Annotated in this window: 18 protein-coding genes and 1 other annotated feature; of the genes, 1 reads left to right on the top strand and 17 read right to left on the bottom strand. The window is 39.2% G+C overall.

Translation table 11 applies throughout. The features are described 5' to 3' along the window. Nucleotides 1-76: 76 nt before the first annotated feature. The 9 genes from R2B77_RS12855 to R2B77_RS12815 all read right to left on the bottom strand — a co-directional run bounded on the left by R2B77_RS12855 (nucleotide 77) and on the right by R2B77_RS12815 (nucleotide 8859). Nucleotides 77-1198 (bottom strand): DUF1835 domain-containing protein, encoded by a 1122-nt coding sequence (locus R2B77_RS12855; RefSeq protein WP_203248557.1) that lies wholly within the window; start codon nucleotides 1196-1198, stop codon nucleotides 77-79. Nucleotides 1199-1208: 10 nt separating this feature from the next. After that, nucleotides 1209-1862: a M48 family metallopeptidase gene (locus R2B77_RS12850; RefSeq protein WP_212391789.1), complete on the bottom strand. Its 654-nt coding sequence runs from the start codon at nucleotides 1860-1862 to the stop codon at nucleotides 1209-1211. Nucleotides 1863-2163: 301 nt separating this feature from the next. Further along, nucleotides 2164-3087, bottom strand: a complete 924-nt coding sequence (locus tag R2B77_RS12845) for a DUF1259 domain-containing protein (RefSeq protein WP_203248555.1) — start codon at nucleotides 3085-3087, stop codon at nucleotides 2164-2166. 476 nt (nucleotides 3088-3563) lie between these two features. Continuing rightward, on the bottom strand, nucleotides 3564-4439 hold the full coding sequence (locus R2B77_RS12840) for a radical SAM/SPASM domain-containing protein (protein WP_203248554.1): 876 nt from the start codon (nucleotides 4437-4439) through the stop codon (nucleotides 3564-3566). A gap of 55 nt (nucleotides 4440-4494) precedes the next feature. Then, on the bottom strand, nucleotides 4495-4938 hold the full coding sequence (locus R2B77_RS12835) for a YueI family protein (protein ID WP_203248553.1): 444 nt from the start codon (nucleotides 4936-4938) through the stop codon (nucleotides 4495-4497). 152 nt (nucleotides 4939-5090) lie between these two features. Further along, nucleotides 5091-5657: a DUF4256 domain-containing protein gene (locus R2B77_RS12830; RefSeq protein WP_203248552.1), complete on the bottom strand. Its 567-nt coding sequence runs from the start codon at nucleotides 5655-5657 to the stop codon at nucleotides 5091-5093. A gap of 103 nt (nucleotides 5658-5760) precedes the next feature. Next, nucleotides 5761-6636: a YitT family protein gene (locus R2B77_RS12825; RefSeq protein WP_212391771.1), complete on the bottom strand. Its 876-nt coding sequence runs from the start codon at nucleotides 6634-6636 to the stop codon at nucleotides 5761-5763. A gap of 257 nt (nucleotides 6637-6893) precedes the next feature. Further along, nucleotides 6894-8009: an RNA-guided endonuclease InsQ/TnpB family protein gene (locus R2B77_RS12820; RefSeq protein ID WP_203248551.1), complete on the bottom strand. Its 1116-nt coding sequence runs from the start codon at nucleotides 8007-8009 to the stop codon at nucleotides 6894-6896. Between the two features lie 310 nt (nucleotides 8010-8319). Beyond that, nucleotides 8320-8859, bottom strand: coding sequence for a VanZ family protein (locus R2B77_RS12815; protein ID WP_203248550.1), 540 nt, complete (start codon nucleotides 8857-8859; stop codon nucleotides 8320-8322). 206 nt (nucleotides 8860-9065) lie between these two features. On the opposite strand from R2B77_RS12815, the gene R2B77_RS12810 reads away from it, so the two are divergent. Beyond that, on the top strand, nucleotides 9066-9764 hold the full coding sequence (locus tag R2B77_RS12810) for a hypothetical protein (RefSeq protein WP_203248549.1): 699 nt from the start codon (nucleotides 9066-9068) through the stop codon (nucleotides 9762-9764). Between the two features lie 181 nt (nucleotides 9765-9945). Here R2B77_RS12810 and R2B77_RS12805 read toward each other — a convergent pair whose 3' ends face one another. The 8 genes from R2B77_RS12805 to R2B77_RS12775 form a co-directional block, all read right to left on the bottom strand. Continuing rightward, nucleotides 9946-10989 carry an alpha/beta fold hydrolase gene (locus R2B77_RS12805; protein WP_203248548.1) on the bottom strand — a complete coding sequence of 348 codons (1044 nt, stop codon included), beginning with the start codon at nucleotides 10987-10989 and terminating at the stop codon, nucleotides 9946-9948. An 85-nt stretch (nucleotides 10990-11074) separates the two neighbouring features. Further along, nucleotides 11075-11305, bottom strand: a complete 231-nt coding sequence (locus R2B77_RS12800) for an AbrB/MazE/SpoVT family DNA-binding domain-containing protein (protein WP_203248547.1) — start codon at nucleotides 11303-11305, stop codon at nucleotides 11075-11077. A gap of 382 nt (nucleotides 11306-11687) precedes the next feature. Further along, nucleotides 11688-12515 (bottom strand): exodeoxyribonuclease III, encoded by an 828-nt coding sequence (locus R2B77_RS12795; RefSeq protein WP_203248546.1) that lies wholly within the window; start codon nucleotides 12513-12515, stop codon nucleotides 11688-11690. A gap of 152 nt (nucleotides 12516-12667) precedes the next feature. Further along, nucleotides 12668-14035 carry a 23S rRNA (uracil(1939)-C(5))-methyltransferase RlmD gene (rlmD, locus tag R2B77_RS12790; protein ID WP_212391769.1) on the bottom strand — a complete coding sequence of 456 codons (1368 nt, stop codon included), beginning with the start codon at nucleotides 14033-14035 and terminating at the stop codon, nucleotides 12668-12670. A 59-nt stretch (nucleotides 14036-14094) separates the two neighbouring features. Continuing rightward, a complete protein-coding gene (gene metG, locus R2B77_RS12785; protein WP_203248545.1) occupies nucleotides 14095-15735 on the bottom strand; it encodes a methionine--tRNA ligase in 1641 nt (546 codons plus the stop codon). A gap of 60 nt (nucleotides 15736-15795) precedes the next feature. Continuing rightward, nucleotides 15796-16059 (bottom strand) — a binding site (T-box leader). Nucleotides 16060-16141: 82 nt separating this feature from the next. Beyond that, a complete protein-coding gene (gene cydS, locus R2B77_RS17995) occupies nucleotides 16142-16261 on the bottom strand; it encodes a cytochrome bd oxidase small subunit CydS (protein ID WP_404830755.1) in 120 nt (39 codons plus the stop codon). A 13-nt stretch (nucleotides 16262-16274) separates the two neighbouring features. Continuing rightward, nucleotides 16275-17300, bottom strand: a complete 1026-nt coding sequence (locus R2B77_RS12780; RefSeq protein ID WP_203248544.1) for a cytochrome d ubiquinol oxidase subunit II — start codon at nucleotides 17298-17300, stop codon at nucleotides 16275-16277. Further along, nucleotides 17297-18643: a cytochrome ubiquinol oxidase subunit I gene (locus R2B77_RS12775; RefSeq protein ID WP_203248543.1), complete on the bottom strand. Its 1347-nt coding sequence runs from the start codon at nucleotides 18641-18643 to the stop codon at nucleotides 17297-17299. Before R2B77_RS12775 ends, R2B77_RS12780 begins: the two co-directional genes overlap by 4 nt. Nucleotides 18644-19009: the final 366 nt, after the last annotated feature.

Here is a 19009-nt window from a genome sequence, read left to right as displayed (position 1 = left end):
TATTCTTATTGTCCAATTTTCTATCTTCTACGTAATAGAACCATGAATGGCACCCTAACTATTTAATGCTGACGCATCACCGAAGTTTTACACTGTAGTGCCTCATTGATTTGGGGATTCCTTTTAACCCAAGTGCCCCGCTGTAGACTAAATGCCGAATCCGGTATTCTAAAAAGAAAATATCTATGTCCACATCTATTCTCTCTATTATTTCCCCAAGTACACTGCCCGTCTTGATAAAATCTTTCGTGCCTTGTTCTTTATGTAGCTCTTCTATTGTTTCGAGGATAACTGAATCATAATGGTACTCTGGCACACCTTGAATTTTATCATCTATCCACACACGTAAGACATCTGTCGTTTCGGATAGCTTTTCCCATTCTCGATGATATTGAATTCGCTTGTTTTCTGATAATGGTTTGTTCTCTTTATGATTTCCAGTAAATGTTCTTAAAATTTCCCCATCCATTTGCCCCGTATGAAAAATGAGTTGTCCTTCTACAGCAACACCGTATCTTTCATGAAATTCAGTCGAATTCATAAGGAAAGTATCATTTTTCCTATCTCGCAATAAATAGAGATAAAAACAGAGAGCTGTTTGTTCATCAGCATTATTACCATACCAAATATAGATTGGAACATGATTGGCTATATCTTCAATCTCACGCAATGTATTGCTCACTTTATTTTCATATTCATAATCATCGTTCTCATAGTTAATATTTTCTGCTAGCCATTCTGCACGAAAACTTTGACCAACCTTCTCATCTAGCTTCCACAATGGTCCGGCCGAAAAACTGTCTGGGAATCCAATAATAGTATTCGACTTTTCAAGTCCCACTCTTAAAGAACCTGCTGCGGATTCTGAAGTAACGATATGAACTGCACCTAATTGATCTCCTAGCCCCTTCACATGTCTTACCTTTTGAATATGTTTATTAATTTCTTCTACCATCTCGTTCATACCATCTTGATTGATAAAAAATCCTCTTCCTTCAATCGGCTGACTTTTTCGATGGTCGAACGCCTCAAAATCGTCTTCATGATTGATTTCAAACGTCTCGCAACTATGTAAACTAGCCATAAAATCAGAAACTGTTACATATTGTAGTTTTTCGATATGATAAACAAAAACGACATCGGGTTCCACAAAGAAATAGATAAATGGATTATCGGCTTTAGTTTTGATTAGGATCAACTCCGTTTATTTAAAGTGTCATCAAATGACCATTTCTCGCCAAATACTCTTCCTTCTCTTTATACTCCGGCATAATACTACCCACACGTCTCCAAAACGAGCGATCATGATTCATATGATGGATATGGCATAATTCATGGATAACTACGTAATCAATGACGTCAATTGGAGCCATCGCTAGACGATAATTAAAAGCTAGATTTCGATCCGAACTACAACTCCCCCACTTCGCCTTAGACTCAATGATTTCAATCATTTTAGGGGTTACTTTCAGTTGTTTTTGATATATTTTTACCCGTTCCGCTACAATCGTTTTACAGCTATTAATATAAAACTTCTTAAGATTTCTTTTAAGTGCCTCTTCTTCTAATTCATTTATCTCAATTAGTTCATGAAGAAAACGTTCCCTTCCAAGATATAAGAACTTCCCTTGCGCGTGATACTCTCTTGCCTTCGGTGCTTCTTGGGCTAGACTAATTTCATGAATTTTCTCGAGTATCCATTTCCCTTTACTTTCTATTACTCTGACAATTACTTCTTCACTCGTACCTTTAGGCGCTTTCACGGTTATAAAGCCAAACGGATCTATATGTATGGATAACTTCTTTCGATTACCATATTGAACATTACACGTAAGCATTTCATTTTCAATTTTAACTTTCAGTTCGTTCTTGCTCCCTTCAAGTAGAAAAGTTCCCTCTCCTAATGGTTTCCCTGTATATACTCTAGCATAATAATACTCTATTCCTTCCCAATCATGGCATCTTCTTTCCCTTAAATATAAAAACAATGAGTAAGCGACACACGAATAAAGCTAATTAATCCATGTGGGGTATGATTTGAAAGTAAGTTATTCACTCCCGTACTAAAAAAGCCCTTCAAGCAAATGCTCAAAGCGCCTTTCCATCAATTATTTTATGCAGTCGCAGTCTGTTTTCTAACACTGCTTTGCACGCTAAAGTATTTCATCTTTTTGCAACAACATCCCTAGTCGTTAGCACATCTAACGCATTCCTTACTTTTCTCGCAAAAGAGAGCGGCTCATCGATGGATTCCCAGTGCATGAACATCAATCGAGGATCTTCAAAAAGCCAATGATTATGGACAGCCGTTACGATAATTCCAGATCTTCTAAGCTCACTAATAAAAGGATTAATCTCCTCCTCAAGAATAACCGTTTCTCCACTACAAAGCGCAAGACCGTCATTTGTCATTGATTCAAAAGCAAACATCTGGGGAATCAGCAGGAAGGAACGACCATGAATGCCAAGAACCTCAGGCTTGATATTGAGACGTGATTTCATCGCAATACATTGGCCATTTTCAAATGTATGCATCGTTCCACCAAGTATCCGATTAAATTCATTGCAAATTTCAGATCCATTCGAATGACGATTACTTGATCTAGAATCAAAGTTTCTTGAATCGCGATGATCATTGATTTCATCATGGCGCGATCTTATCTTTCCATGAATATCCCGTGAGGTTAGAACCCCCATTGCATCTCGAACTTTTCTTGCAAAATTAAGTGGACGGTCGATCGACTCAAAATGCATATACATAAGTCTTGGGTCATCAAAAAGCCAATGATTGTGTACCGCCGTGACAATAATATTATGTTCGCGCAGCCTACTCATAAATGGATTAATTTCCTCTTGGAGAATAACAGTCTCACCAAGACATAGTCCTCTCCCCTCACGATCTAAATTCTCAAATGAAAATGCTTGGGGAACAAACATAAAGGATTCTGCCCTTCTGCCTAATACGATTGGATGCAAATTTGTCCGCGACCTAGTCGCTAAACAAACTCCATTCACAACACCTGGTGTAGAACCAAGTATTCTAGCAAACTCATTACATAGGTTAGACGGCTTCTCTATTTCTTTCATTTAAAAACTCCTTCTACTATTTTAGTTGAACAATCTGTCTATCATATGCCGTATCAAATAATTGGCACAGGCAGAAAGCCAATCTTTCCTGCTTTTGCTGAAGGTTCCATTGAAGGGCAATCGCGTGGGAAGAAGGAACACGAATCCAAATGTCACTGTTCATCTCGATCGCAGAAAAAAATAAACCATAGATTCTCTTTTCATCATTTGAAAGAGTTTCTATGGTCTTCTTTTTTAGTTTCATATATTTTTTAGTTTTACTAATGAGCAAGGTTTAAGAGTATCAATTACGCCTCGGCGTAATTGCGTTGGGATTTTGAATTGTGCACAGCACAATTAACTCCGCTCAAAATCCCTAACATCCGCCGGACGCTTAACTTGAATCAGCAGGGAGTTTGAACTCCCTTTGACTGAAATACTTTTCTGACATTCATCCCACCACTTATAGACATGGGGGGACTTCTGCTGAATCAAGTTTAAACGCCAAACTTCTGTCTAAATCCACACTTCCTACACAGTTCTTCAACCGCTTCTCTTCTCGAAAAACCATCGACAAGATTATTCGCTCGTTCTCCATCGACAATTTCAGAAAAAGATTTTTCTTTGACATTTCCTAAATTAATGACGCCTTCTCCATCCAGACAACAAGGGACAACTGTTCCATCTACAAGAATTGCTGCTTGACTACGAAGCGCATGACAAAACCCTTTACCATCGTCTTCAGGAGCCAATAGACTAGGCCACTGGAATTCATGGTCTTGATTGAGATAGACGTTCTTCGTGATTTTCACGCCCTTGCCTGGTTGTACTTTTTCTTCAATTTTAAAGTCTAAGTTGTACTCATTCTCCAAAATCTCTAATGTTTCACGGTTCCTTCTCTTCGCTAAATCATTTCTATGTTCTTGTTGAAGGTTCCAAAGGCGATACGAAATAATCGTTTTATATTCTTTCGCCTCACGCACAAACTCCAGAATATCACCCAAGTACTTTTCTCGATTTTCTGAGCCCTCATGCCCGTCAAAACTATGTAGCGAAAAGTTGATTTGACGTAAAGCTGGTTTACCGAGTAATTTCTCAGCATTTTTTTTAATAAGCGTCCCATTCGTCGTGATATTCACTTTAAATCCCTTGGCATGGGCTGCATCCAATAATTGGTCGACTCTTGGATGCATGAGAGGTTCGCCTTTCACATGAAGATAAATATACTTCGTATGCGGTCTAATCTGATCTAAGATGTCATTAAATGCATCTAGCTTGATGATCTTTGCTTCTCGAATCGTTGGAGGACAGAAGCTACAAGCAAGGTTACACACGCTTATAATTTCAACATATACCTTTTTAAATGTTTTCAATTCTTATTCACCATTCCAAGACATAATAGTTATAAATCATTTAATCCCTATTCACTTAGCCCTTCTTGAAAAATTTATTAAATATACTAACAAGACTATTCTTGTTACTTTCGGAGGGCTTCGCAATTGGAATTTCCTTTTTAACATAAATCTCTTCTTTATCAATCGCATAGTCATATGCGAGGACAAGACCAATTTTGGAATTATGATTTTTATTTGTGACAATTGTAAAATCTACATTATATTTGGAAGCAACCTTAATATATTTCGACAATTCTTCATAGTACATATGTCCGTTCAAGTAGAGCCGAGCCTCTCGATTTCCTTTTATGGCCTCCTCGACTTGTTTATAAATACCACGTTCTCTCACTTGAACTTGCGTAAGTGCGATAACAATCCGTTCACGAATTGTGCCAAGAAATTTCCGACGTTCTGCCGGCTTCGTTTCCTTAGCGCCATAAAATCCTCGCTGAAGATAGTCATCAACGTTGTTCGACACAGAAACACCCCCGCCAAATTTGATTATCTTTACACTATTTCAACTGAGGCAACTACAGTTACCTAAACGTTCATGTTCATTAAAATAAACGTGAGCATTTGAATTTTCATGATTGTATGAGTTACGCTGTATTCATTAAAACTCTGGTTTATTTAAACCCTTAGCGAGCCACGGAAACCTCTGGCCGCATAGTAGGAGTCTGCTCCATTGTGATACAAAAAGACAGTGTCGTAGCGACAATCACAAAAGATGGCCCCGCCTAGCTTTCTAATATTAGCAGGCGTTTGGATCCAGCTTGATGTTTTCAAATCGAAATTTCCAAGCTCTTGCAATTCCCGGTATTGCTCTTCTGTTAAAAGCTCAATGCCCATATCGGCAGCCATATCCATCGCGTTATTTTCCGGTTTATGTTTTTTCCTTGATTCCAATGCTTCAAGATCGTAGCAAATACTTCTACGGCCTTTAGGACTTTCCGCAGAACAATCATAAAAAGTATATTCGTCTGACTCTTTATCATAGCGAACAACATCCGGTTCACCACCAGTTTGTTCCATCTCATTAAGCGACCATAGTTTTTCAGCATTCGCTTCCAGCTTCGTTTGGACTTCAGCCCATTCAAGCCCTTGATGGCGATTCATGTTTTTCTCAAAACGATCCTTCAAGGTCTTAAATAATTCTTCACGTTGTTCTTGTGCCAATTCCTTGTTTTTCTTTGTCATTTTAATTTCCTCCTAATTTTGTGTGCCAATGTGTATTACATAATAAGCAATTTGGAATTCACTAGATACCTAGCAGCTTACTTACTATTCCCCGCAGCACGGGTTAATGAAGATCTTTTTTCGTGAAGTTTCCACCCTTCACTTCTGCAACATCATACACGGCAACAAAAGCATGTTTATCAATTTCATTAATGATTTCTTTCATTTTACTATCCTCTAGACGGTTAATGATACATGTGATTTCTTTAAAATTTTCATTTGAAAAACCACCTTCAATTTGGTTATACGTTGCAGTACGCCCCAAGCGTTCGCGTATCGTTTCAACCATTAATTCCGGTTGATTTGTTATAATTTTAAAGGTTTTAGAACCACTTAACCCCTCTTCAACGAGTGCAATTACCTTAGATGCGATAAAATAAGCGATTCCCGATAAGAAAGCTCCTTGAAGACCAAATACGAATGAGACCACAATAAATACAAATAAGTTTAAGAATAAAATAAGGTCACTCGTTCCAAAAGGCAATCGTCGGGAAAGTAGTACTGCTAACATATCTATTCCATCTAACGCACCACCGTTTCGTAAGGCAATCCCCATCCCAAAACCGATGATAATACCCCCAACGACTGTTACTAACAACGTATCTCCTTCAATAATCGTCGGGATGCGATGCATGACACTTGTCCCATACGCAAGTGAAGCGATGCCAATCACAGAATAAATCGCAAAACTTTTACCAAGTTGATAATACCCTAAAATGACGAATGGGATATTTAGCACTGCAATCAGAATACCTAGAGGCAAACCAAATAATTGTGAGCCCACAATACTTAATCCTGTCACGCCTCCGTCTGACACATTATTTGGAATTAATATCGCTTCAAGTCCATAAGCAGTTATAAATGCACCGATCATAACAGCCAACGCGTGTGATGCCATTTTTAATCTACTTGCTCTTTTTGACCCAATAATTGTACCCATTTATTTTCCTCCAGCCATCATTTATTGACGCTTGAATAAGGGTCAACTACCCCCACCTAGCTAAACCTAACGGCTCTTAACGCTTGAAGTGGAGGCTCGTGTAGGCTAATATAAGCCCCAACATCAACCCTCGCTGATGTTGTCTACACTTATACCTCTCCGGTAGTGCGTTCGTACTTAGTACTCCTACCTTAACTTGAGGGAATATCCGAGTCTTAAGATTCGCAGGACGGTTGACTTCGCCCTTACTACAACAGTCATGCTGATGTAGTACCGACACTGATAATTTCAATACCTTTTCGGTGTAGGTTCATAGCGCCAATACGATCATCATTTGATGTGTAATGGCAGTTTTTGCAACAGAAGGTGTGTATTTTCTTGTTTCGATTAGCTTTCTCCCGATGCCCGCATTTAGGGCATGTCTGAGAGGTGTATCTTGGGTCTACGACAATTACTCGTTGTCCGTTTAGCTGAGATTTGTATTCTAACATCTCACGAAACTGGTGGAACGCCCACGAAACTTGTACATACCTATTCTTAACACGTACTTTTTCAGTTGCATTACGCACGCCAGTTAGGTCTTCGAGAACGAAACAAGTTCCTTTTGGGTAGCGTTCAACGAGTGCCTTTGTCACCTGATGATTTACATCAGTCACATAACGGTTTTCTCTTGAACCTGTTGATTTAATTCTCGAACGTGCTGATGGTGTTTGTTTTTGTTGCAGTTGTTTACGCAATGCTTTATATTGCCCTCGTTTATGTTTCACTTCTTTGCCGCTAAAGAAAGTCGTTTTACCATGACTGTCATAAGTAGTTGCCAAGAAGTTAATGCCGAGGTCAATGCCAACAATATGGTTAATGTCCGCTAAATTCAATTCAGCGTAATCCTTTGTCATCGGAATATGTAGGAACCACTTGTTGAATTTATGCACGAGTTTAGCTGTGCCAAACTTCCAAGTACCATCGAAGTATTGTTTCATCGCTTTCTTTTCAAACTTGAGCTTTAATCTTCCGTCTAATGTATTGACGGAGAAAAGATTCTCATTAAGAGAGTAATCACGATTCCATACAAGGTCATACTCAGGCAGTTTGAAATTCACTTGAGCCCAATCATGTCCATTTGATTTTGTCGATTTATATCGTGCAATTACGGTTTTCATCGTTGATTGTGCCATTTGGCTTTTAAGTCCGAATAATTCACGAATCTCCTTATAGTAAAGAGCGTTTAGTTTCACCTGGTTAAGTTCTTTCGTCTGAAAAATTTTCTCACTTAACCAGTTGCACGCCCTACGATAGGCTTTCATGGTAAGTTCAAGACTTTCTATGTTTGATTCTGGAACATACAGTTGGATTTTAGCAGTGATAGTTGACATTTAGTTTCACCTCTTTTCATTGGAATAAGTATATAATCCTTTTAGTGGGAAGGCTATAATTAATCATATACGAGAAGGGAGTTAGGCAAGAGGAGACAGTTTTCGCTCTAATAGCGAACGGCAATTCCTCCCCCACTTATAGAAGTGGGAGTATCCTTGCCGAAAAAAAGATGAAAATCATCGTTATATCGACCGCTATTTAGCTTCATATTATTTATTATGACATTTTTAATCGTGATTTTCACTTCCTATCATCGAATATCGGCGCTAATCACTCAAACTTTCAATGTCCAATTTTTCAATTCATCTATTAGCCATAATTCCCGTACCTAATCACACCAATCATTAATAACAACACTAATGCAAAAATGCATATTGTTCCGATTGAAGCTAAAGCATTAAGGATTTTATTTGCTTTTTTACGAAACAGCTTACAAAATACAATATAAACGCCAACCCCAATAATTCCACCTAATGCATTTCCCATAAGGTCAGTTATATCGCTACCTCCAATTGCAAAGATGAATTGCAATACTTCAAATAACAAACTAACTCCCGCTATTAGTACAATCTTTTTCAAGAAAGACCATCTTGGTTTTAGCATACTGATATAAATTCCAAACGGAATAAATGCAAGTACGTTATAAATTATTTCACCAATATCTATTTGATTGTTTTTAATAACTGAACCAGCAAAAGGGATTAAGTTGATTCCCCTAAAATCCGTGAAATGACGCAAGTCTTGAAATGAAAATTGCATTTTAAAGAGTATAATCCATGTTAATACAAATAAATATACGACCAACAAGCCAGCAGTTATTTTATTTTGATTATTTTCCGATTTTTCCATATACGTCTTCAACCTCCATGTTGTCTCGCCGGTCCCCCAAACTTTCACACTAATTTGTACAAACAAGAATGTTACAACCTTCACATTTGTATGAGTGATTGTGACACCAAATAATAGTACTAAACAATCCATTTAATTGATAATCATTATCAATTATTATATATTAAATAGAGACAGAAAATATAATGATATAAGGGGAGAGTATGATGCAAATATACTGGACTAAAATAAATAAAATCATTGACGAAACGTCTGAAGTGAAAACATACTTGCTCGATCGTCCGGAAGACTTTTCATGGGAGGAAGGTTCCCACACTCATTTCGCACTTAAAGGTTTTAATGCTGGAGATAAACCGAACCGTGGCTTAATTCGCCACATGTCAATATCCACTTTATCCCATGAAAATTCAATTGGTATTACAACGCGTATCAGAGAACATTGCTCTGAGTTTAAAGCAACCTTAAGAAATCTTGAAGTCGGCAATGAAGTTGCAATATTTAAAACGCATTCTAATATACCTCTAAAAAGAGAAAACAAAAATGTTTATCTACTATCTTCAGGTGTTGGCCTGGCAACTTTCAGACCACTTGTACTTGATTATTTAGAACGTGCGGATAACGTCAATCAAGTTCATTCCTTGAATGTCGATTCGTCAAAGGATTTCCTATTCACTACTATTTTTGAATCCGCGACTGATAAGAAGTTCACATCACAGTTCGTCGATAATCGAGAAGACTACTATAATGAAGTGAAAAATCTATCTGCAGATCAAGATGGACACTTCTATATCGTTGGTAGTGATGAATTCCTGAAGCAGAATATTGAATTACTGCGTGCACAGGGGATTAAGCCAGAACAAATTATGCTTGATAAGCGTCAACAGCAACTGGCTGAGTTTTTATGATTTTAAAACCGGGAAAAGGTGAATCTTTTTCCGGTTTCCTTATCCATAAATTATATCTCCAGCCAAGCCACATATTTCAATATGCGTGGAGTACTTTTGGTAGATAAATAAAATTTCAGATGCGCTAGACCCTATTAAACACTTCCCCATGTTTTCCAAGTTTACTATATCTATTTTAAGTCTACCAAAAACTAATCAGAGCCTCCGTGAATTCTTTTGGCTTATCGTAATGAATATCATGCCCAGGAGTATCAATATCCGTTCTTATTCCACGTTCTAATAAATCTACTACTCGATCTGCGTCCTCATCTGATAACGCCGCCACCAATAAATTACCGTCATAAGTAGTATTTGCTTTTAAAAACACGGTTGGACTTTTAATTTTTGACAACACTTCTTCCTGGTTATAATCTTCAAACCAGGAATGGTCATAAAATGTCTCCCCAAATTTACGATCATATGCATAAGTTTCAGCTTCAAACATCCTATTGATTTGTGGTGGTAAATAAAATAAATGTACTGGCTCATTTGGATGTTTTTCATGATAGCTAATCGCATCTTTCGAAAACCTTTTCCATAGAAAATCACCAAACATTTTCTTCCAGTAACTGTTCTTTAATGAATAAGTAAAGTATTCTTTCACTTCATGCTGGTTTTTAAAGTCTTGATACATTTGAAACCCATATACCCAAACGTATGTATCTTCTCGTCTATCTAGCTCTGTTGAGAAGAATGGTGAATCTTCAATCACTGTGCCAAGTATGAGTTCAGGATAATATGCCGCCATCCACGCTGCAATCATTCCCCCGGACGAATGACCAGATAGTACTATTTTCTTGCCAATCTCTATCTCAATAAATTCGGCAAAATCTTTTGCCATTGCCTTCGCTGTATACTTCTTTGGATTCCAATCAGATTCCCCATGTCCGTGACAATCCACCGCATAAACATGATAATGCTTTGATAATTCAGGTAACACTTTTGAATAATCTTCCCAAGTCATACCTTGACCATGAATTAATAGCAATGCTGTTTTTCCATTACTCGGACCCTCTCCGTAGTTTAATACTGTACCATCCTTTAATTTTATTTGTTTTTCAGTAAATCCTGCATTGTACATTTTTTTCAACGGCTTCTTCATATAGGTCATATTCGTATACAAATAAGATCCTACTACTAACGCTATGAATAGCAACACTATCCCAATAATAATCATTTCCTTCATACTCTCCCCTTTAAAAGATGTACTGAATACAAGCGGAAACTAGTTGAATAGTCTAAAGCCAAATTTCAATATTTGATTTTGCTTCTCATTCCTTGTCAGTTTCTTTTATAGACCTTGAATTTAAAATAGCATCAGCAAAGTCAAAGAATAATTCTTGTTTAACCAATGCTATACCTTGTTTTTCATCACCTAACATTAATAGAGAGTCCCCTGGCTGAATATTAAATACATCTCTCGCTTCTTTTGGAATGACAATCTGTCCTTTTGTCCCTACTTTTACAGTACCAAAAATATGTTTTCCATCTGGATGTGCCATTATAAATCCACCTTTCCTTTATCGAGGTATAACATTTCCGACAAGTATCACTTTTCATACCTACTATATAATTATCCCAGTAATAGTTCAAGGGAAAACAAATTTTGAACAAATGAAAAAGGACTGAACCCCTATTGGATCCAGCATAATTTGGAATTGATATTTATTGAAACGAACGTTTGAATTGATGTTGAATACTAGATTGGATTCTTGATTATGCGCAGCTTGCTCGTGCGTATTGTGTGATACGATTGATGAACAAATTATGCTTGATAAGCGTCAACAACAACAGTTTATTGGTGCCAGTCACTCGAACAAACACGTTAAATTCGTAAGTTTGAACTTTCATGATTGTATGAGTGACTAGCACCCGAAAACAAAACTACAAATCTATTTCAAACAATAGTGGCGTATGATCTTGTCTTGGACCTGAATCAATCATTTCAGATTTAAGTACTTTATCTGCTATGCGATCACTCACTAGCCAGTAATCAATTCTCCAGCCAGAATTATTAATTTTACTTGTTTTAGCACGCTGAGCCCACCAAGAATAAATACCTGTCACATCACCGTGGACGTAGCGAAAAGTATCTGTAAATCCTTTTGATAGAAGATTTGTGAAACCTTGCCGTTCTTCATCTGTAAAGCCAGCTGAACGACGGTTATTGTCGGGGTGGGCCAGGTCTATTTTTTTATGCGCTACATTAAAATCACCTGTTGCAATAACCTGCTTTTCTTTATCCAAACCTGCTAGATAATCAGCATATTTTATATCCCAAATTTGTCGTTCTTCTAAACGCTTCAAACCATCGCCTGCATTCGGTGTATAAACTTGTGTTAAATAGAAATGATCAAATTCTAATGTGATCATGCGACCTTCCTCATCCATGGTGCTTGGTGCCCCAATCCTTGGGAAGGTGACGGAAGGTGTCAGGTGATTTTTATATAAAAACATCGTACCCGCATAACTCTTACGTGCGGGTTCTACTGAACTGTTCCAAACGATTTCGTAATCAGGAAACCTATCCCCAAGAATCTCCAAATGCTTTTTAGTAGGACCATTACTCGATAATTTTGTTTCCTGTATGGCAATAACTTCTGGGTTATTATCAATAATCGTATTTAAGACTGCTTGAGATAATAAAGCACGTGCTGAATCACTCGTTAATGCCGCATTTAGCGAATCAATATTCCATGAAATTAACTTCAATACCTTTCCTCCTCGTAATTTATTGGTTCCAGTCACTTAAACAAACACGTTAAATTCGTAAGTTTAAACTAGCATGTTTGTTTGAACTTTCATGATTGTATGTGTGTGACAGGCACCCGAAACTTCGAAATTTTGTAGATTGGGCGTTTTAACTAGCCCTCATAATCCATGTAGCAAACAACTTCAACATGACTCGAATGCGGGAACATATCCACAGGCTGCACTTCCTGCGTGCGATAGCCGCCATCTTCAAGAATACGTAAATCTCGCGCAAGCGTCCCTGGATTACACGAAACATAAACCACACGCTTCGGCTTATATTCCAAAATCGTATTCAACAGCTCTTCGTCACAGCCTTTGCGTGGTGGATCGACGACTAATACGTCGAATCGCTTGCCGTCTGCATACCATTTCGGAATGACGGCTTCTGCTGCACCCGCTTCGAAATAGGCATTGGTGATATCATTCAATTCCGCATTGCGTCTAGCATCTTTGATTGCTTCAGGGACAATTTCAACGCCATATACTTCCTTCGCTTTTTGCGCGATGAACAAGGAGATTGTGCCGATACCGCAATAGGCATCAATGACGGATTCGTTTCCTGTCAATTGTGCGTATTCTAGTGCCTGTCCGTAAAGGACTTCCGTTTGTTCTGGATTCACTTGATAGAAAGAACGAGCGGATATTTCGAAATCGATGTTGCCGATGGAGTCGACGATGACTGATTTGCCGTGCAATAAAATCGTTTCATCACCGAAAATGACGTTAGTTTTTTGATCATTGACGTTTTGCATAATGGACGTCACGCCTGGAATAACACGTTTAATCAATTCAATAGCCGCGTCTTTTTGCGTGAATTTCTTTTTGCGCGTCACTAAAACAACCATTACTTCGCCTGTTGTACGCCCTTTACGGACAATTAAATGCCGAAGCATCCCCAGATGAGTTCTTTCATCATAGGCGTCAATGCCCATCATATGGAGTTCATATTTCAACATAGCCATCAGGTCATCTGCCTCGTGACTTTGGATGAGACAGATATCTGTGTCGACGATGTGATGTGTGCGTGATTTGTAAAAGCCGGAAACGACTTTACCATCGCGCTCACTGAAAGGGATTTGTGATTTATTGCGGTAGCGCCATGGATCGTCCATTCCTTTGACAGGATGAACAGGCACATGTGGCAGCTTCGCAACGCGATCCATCACGTCACGCACGGTTTTCCGTTTTTGTACGAGCTGTCCCTCATAGGACAAATGCTGCATTTGACAGCCGCCGCATTCTGAAAATACATGACAAGGTGGCTCAACGCGATCTGGTGATGCTTTCGTCACCTTTAATAATCGTGCAAAGCCATAATTTTTCAACGTTTTGCCCACTTGGATTGACACTTCTTCACCAGGTAACGCACCGGGGATGAACAACGGATAGCCGTCTACTTTCGCAACGCCCGAGCCGTCATGCGTTAAATCCTCGACAAAGACATTCAATTTCTCATTTCGATTTACACTAAAAGACATTATTTTTCCTCCACATTTCAGATGTCTTTAGTTTACCATAGAATCAGGTTTAGCTATTTCTAAAGCGAATTGCTTTGCGCCTCTAATTTAGCCAACTCTTCTCCGATTTTAGCCGTATCAATACGCTCAAACAACGGCTCTACCTTTGAAAACTGATAGGATTTTTTCTTAATAACTTGCCACTTGAAATCCTGTAAGTTCAACATAGCCTTCACTTCATCACTTGAAGTAGGCAGAAATGGCGACAGCAACTGAGCGATATTGGCGATGATATGAACACATGTCAGTAATGTATTATCACAAGCTGCTTTATCCTCCGTCAGCTGTTTCCACGGTTGCTCGTGGTCAAAATATTTATTGGCAGCGCGAATCAATTCAAAGATTTCATCCAACGCCTGTTTAAAATGCCCTTCCTCGATTAACTGACCAACACGGGCGTATAACTTGTTAACATTCTCTTCAATGGTTTCGTTTATTTCTCCCTTTGTATTCTCTCCTCCATATGACTTCTCTAAAAATTTCAATGTCCGGTTAATAAAATTGCCGTACGCACCAAGAAGCTCGGCATTATGACTAGAAATAAATTCTCTCCATGAAAAATCAGTATCACGATTTTCAGGTGCATTCGTTGTTAAAAAGTAACGAATGGAATCTACATGGTAATGCTCTAAAATGTACGGAACCCATACTGCCCAGTTATTGCTGGTCGATAACTTCTTTTTTTCGAGCGTCAAATATTCATTGGAGACGATATGGGTAGGCAATGCTGGATTTTTAATGCCTAACAAGATTGCCGGCCAAATGATGGAGTGAAATGGGATATTATCCTTACCATGGACGTAGTAAGAAATCGTGTCTTCATTCCAAAATTCGTTGACATCATTTCCTGTTTGAGCCGCCCACTCAATACTTGCTGAGTAATAGCCTGAAACGGCTTCAATCCACACATAAACTTTTTTATCCTCGAAACCTTTGACTGGGATATTGACACCATTTCCGATATCTCTAGAAACTGCACGATCTTGTAGCCCCTCTTTCAAATAGCGTTTAGATAATTGTATGGCATTATCCCGCCACGCTTTATTAACATTGGCAGTCTCTACAACGGCTTCAAGTTCTTGTTGGAACTGACTTAATTCAAAATAAAAATGCTCCGTTATTTTCTTTACTGGCCTATTGCCGCATAGTTTACATACGGGTTTGATCAAATCTAAGGGATCTAAAATCGATGAACAATTATCGCATTGATCTCCCCGTGATTTCGCGCCACAGTTCGGACATTCCCCTTCTACATAGCGGTCTGGAAGAAACTTTTGGTCATGCTGACAATACATTTGCTCGATTTCTTTTTTATATAAAAATCCATTTTCCAGCAATGTTAAAAATATTTTTTGCACAGTTTGATGATGGTGCGGACTATCCGTTCTTGTGTATAAATCATAGGTGAAGCCTAGTTTAGTAAAACAGGCGATAAACTCATTATGAAATCGATCTGCTACTTCTTTTACGGTCACACCTTCTTGATCTGCACGGATTGAAATAGGCGTCCCGTTGCAATCACTACCCGATACATACAATACCTTGTCACCCTTTAACCGATAATAACGCGCCAAAATATCACCTGGTAATAATGCTGCAATATGCCCTAAATGCAACGAACCGTTGGCATAAGGCCATGCTCCTCCAATAAAAATACTCATGTTAACCTCTCCTTTTTCTAATAAATAAATGCAAAAAACCTCGCCCTCATCGAATAAATCGATAAGGACGAGGTTTAAAACTCGTGGTACCACCTTAGTTACGCAAACAACTCACATTGTTTGCCTCCAAAAGTACAAGGCTTGAAACGGCCTATATACTTTGACATTTGTAACAAGTGTCAAATCTTGTCGTAGCCTACTAGTGTAAACACGTTCAGTACGCAGCTCAGAGATCATGTTCAAACGATTCGACCGCTTCATTTCCACCGACAGAAGCTCTCTATAAGACATCCTCATTTTACTTTTCCTCTTCATCGCTTTTAGTTATTTCTATTCATAGTAATGAACTTCCTTAAAGAATGCAAGGGGATTCAATGCGATTTTTTCTATCCATCACTTTTCTTCCTCAATCCGCTTCCTCAATCCGCTTCCTCACTGCACTGTCCATTGGAGCAACGACAAAGGCGACAACAAGCCCACCAATAAGAACGATGAATGGTGCGTAAAACATTAGAAAATGTGTCATCAACTATCCCTCCTTATGCATGGTAATTGCCCTTTCCACGAACATAATCTTTATCAAACAAGAACAGGCGCATGAGCAAATACAATGAAGGGATTAGTAGCCCAAGTCCCATGATGAACACGACGATTAGCGAAATCGCCATCGCTGGGTTCGTGAAGCTGTCGTAAATCGTCAAGTATGGGTACAACAAATACGGATAGTGAGATGCGCCATAGCCATAGAAGGCAAAGGCGAATTGCCCGATAAGCAATAGGAACGCCAACCCGTACTTACTGCGTTTCCATAGCAGCCAAACCGTTCCGACAAACATTAGAAATGATACTAAGAACATCGGCCAGAAAGTTTGGATATTGCTATAATGCTCTGGGTTGTGGTTTCTTAGCTCAACAATGATGCCGCCTGCTGTGATCATCGTTGGCAATGCCCAAATGAGCGCATATTTGCGCAGTAGCTTTGTCGCTTCTACATCACGTGCTTTATTGGCGTACCATGTTAAAAACACGGCTGATATATAAAGTGTCGCAGCAATGCTCAGCACAACAATCGCCCAGGTCAATGGACTTGTAAACAGCACCCAATAATCGAGCACGGGATTGCCATCTACCATTTCAACAAAACCGCCTTCTGAAATCGTCAACACAATAGATAGCGAAGCTGGAATGAGTAAACCCGCAATGCCATACATGAAGGAATAGCCTTTATGACCACGTGCCCCATATGTTTCAAAGGCATAATAGGAGCCCCGAATCGCCAGCAAAATCACACCTATACTAACAGGCACAAGCAATGTCGTCCCGTAATAAAATGCCGTTTTCGGGAAAAAACCGATAATCCCTACAAAGAAAAACACGAGGAAAACATTCGTCACTTCCCAAACAGGCGATAAGTAGCGCTGGATAATATTCGTCAAAATACGTTGACGTCCCGTCAGTAAGCTATAGGCATTGAAGAATCCAGCTCCAAAGTCAATCGCGCCTACTAGGATATAGCCAAATAAAAAGGTCCATAGCACCGAAATTCCAAGTATTTCGAGCGTCATAACATATCGCCACCTTTCTCCGTATGACGATCTTCAATTTCACGTTCAACCGGATTATTTCGGAACATCCTCCGCAAGACGACGACACTGCCGACCCCTAGAACGAGATAGAGGAGTGAGAACAACACTAACATCGTATCTACTTGCCCACTCGTTGTTGCCGCGTCCTGTGTGCGCATGATGCCCCGTAGGATCCATGGTTGCCTACCAACTTCCGCCATCCACCAACCTGCTTCAATCGCCAGGATAGAAAGCGGTCCTCCAAATACTATGAGCCAACGGAACCATTTCGTTGTCACCATCTTCCAACGACGTTGTGTACCGAGCCAAAACACGCCAGACAGCACCGTCATCCAGATACCGATCGTTACCATGATGTCGAACAAATAATGGATGTACAAGGGTGGTGTATCTTCTTCCGCAAATTGGTCGAGTCCAATCACTTCTGCGGTTGGATTATTATGAGCTAATATTGATAATGCGAAAGGTATTTTGATCGCATACTTCACTTCTTCATCATCCAACACACCATAGAGAATAAGCGGCGCATTGCCTTCTGTTTCAAAATGCCATTCAGCGGTGGCTAATTTCTCTGGCTGATATTCGGCTAAATACTTCCCTGAGAAGTCACCAATAATCGCGGCTGCTACGGCAAACACGAAACCAACCTTCATCGTCAAATAAAGGGCTTTCTTATGGTATTCATGATTTGACCCCTTCAACAAACGGAATGCTGCAATCGATGCCAGCACAAATGCAGCGGTCATATATGAAGTCACAACTACATGCGCCACTTTTGTCGGCATCGCAGGATTGAACATCGCTAGCAGTGGGTTAATATTAATAAGCTCCCCGTTCACGATATCAAATCCTTGTGGTGCGTTCATAAACGCATTGACAATCGTGATAAATACTGCGGAGAATGAAGCTCCGATGGCTACCGGAATCAACAAGAGTAAATGCTTTTTCTGATTCTCAAATCGATCCCATGTATATAAATAAATGCCCAGAAAAATAGCTTCAAAAAAGAATGCGAATGTTTCCATGAACAAGGGTAGTGCAATCACATTTCCTGCAAGCTCCATGAAATTTGGCCATAATAAAGATAACTGCAAACCGATAGCGGTTCCAGTGACAACACCGACAGCTACCGTAATAACAAAACCACGTGCCCAGCGCCTAGCCAGTAAAATGTAATGTTCATCATTCTTTTTAATGCCAACCCATTGGGCAATCATAATCATAAGTGGGATTCCAACGCCGATTGTCGCATAAATAATGTGAAAAGATAAGGTCGTTTCCGTTAATACACGTGAAAAAAAGACCGATTCTTCATTTCCCATCTAGTTTTCCTCCCTTCAGCTCCCAAAAATCCGTCCGAAAATAGATAATGTCATAATGCCCGCAATAATAAATGCAAGCCACATCAACCATTTTTCTTGTTTTTTATACATTGAGGCACTCCCTCTCTAATCAATTACAACAAGTTTCAACCCTACTTCTTCTTATACCCACTCTACTGCTGAATAATGTATGTATTCGGCAATAGCTGTGAACATTTCATGAAAGAATCCACGGAACTGGGTTACCTATTCGGTAAAACTATGCCATCAATCTGAAGAACTGAACTACCAATTTGCAGAACTTGGCTACCTATTCTACAAACTGGGCTACCGCGGTAAAACTGAACCACCAATTCCAAGAACTGA

It is taken from the genome of Sporosarcina beigongshangi (assembly GCF_033485195.1).
Taxonomy (GTDB): Bacteria; Bacillota; Bacilli; order Bacillales_A; family Planococcaceae; genus Sporosarcina; species Sporosarcina beigongshangi.
Note: the sequence above shows the minus strand (reverse complement) of the source record. Positions and strands in the feature narration are given on the sequence as shown.

Excerpts from the sequence above, each read along its gene's own strand:
- R2B77_RS12805 (WP_203248548.1), bottom strand. The coding sequence starts at position 10,989 with ATGAAGGAAATGATTATTATTGGGATAGTGTTGCTATTCATAGCGTTA.
- R2B77_RS12810 (WP_203248549.1), top strand. The coding sequence starts at position 9,066 with ATGCAAATATACTGGACTAAAATAAATAAAATCATTGACGAAACGTCT.
- R2B77_RS12845 (WP_203248555.1), bottom strand. The coding sequence starts at position 3,087 with ATGAAAGAAATAGAGAAGCCGTCTAACCTATGTAATGAGTTTGCTAGA.
- R2B77_RS12800 (WP_203248547.1), bottom strand. The coding sequence starts at position 11,305 with ATGGCACATCCAGATGGAAAACATATTTTTGGTACTGTAAAAGTAGGG.
- R2B77_RS12825 (WP_212391771.1), bottom strand. The coding sequence starts at position 6,636 with ATGGGTACAATTATTGGGTCAAAAAGAGCAAGTAGATTAAAAATGGCA.
- R2B77_RS12815 (WP_203248550.1), bottom strand. The coding sequence starts at position 8,859 with ATGGAAAAATCGGAAAATAATCAAAATAAAATAACTGCTGGCTTGTTG.
- R2B77_RS12820 (WP_203248551.1), bottom strand. The coding sequence starts at position 8,009 with ATGTCAACTATCACTGCTAAAATCCAACTGTATGTTCCAGAATCAAAC.
- metG (WP_203248545.1), bottom strand. The coding sequence starts at position 15,735 with ATGAGTATTTTTATTGGAGGAGCATGGCCTTATGCCAACGGTTCGTTG.
- R2B77_RS12780 (WP_203248544.1), bottom strand. The coding sequence starts at position 17,300 with ATGACGCTCGAAATACTTGGAATTTCGGTGCTATGGACCTTTTTATTT.
- R2B77_RS12830 (WP_203248552.1), bottom strand. The coding sequence starts at position 5,657 with ATGACAAAGAAAAACAAGGAATTGGCACAAGAACAACGTGAAGAATTA.
- rlmD (WP_212391769.1), bottom strand. The coding sequence starts at position 14,035 with ATGTCTTTTAGTGTAAATCGAAATGAGAAATTGAATGTCTTTGTCGAG.
- R2B77_RS12775 (WP_203248543.1), bottom strand. The coding sequence starts at position 18,643 with ATGGGAAATGAAGAATCGGTCTTTTTTTCACGTGTATTAACGGAAACG.
- cydS (WP_404830755.1), bottom strand. The coding sequence starts at position 16,261 with ATGACACATTTTCTAATGTTTTACGCACCATTCATCGTTCTTATTGGT.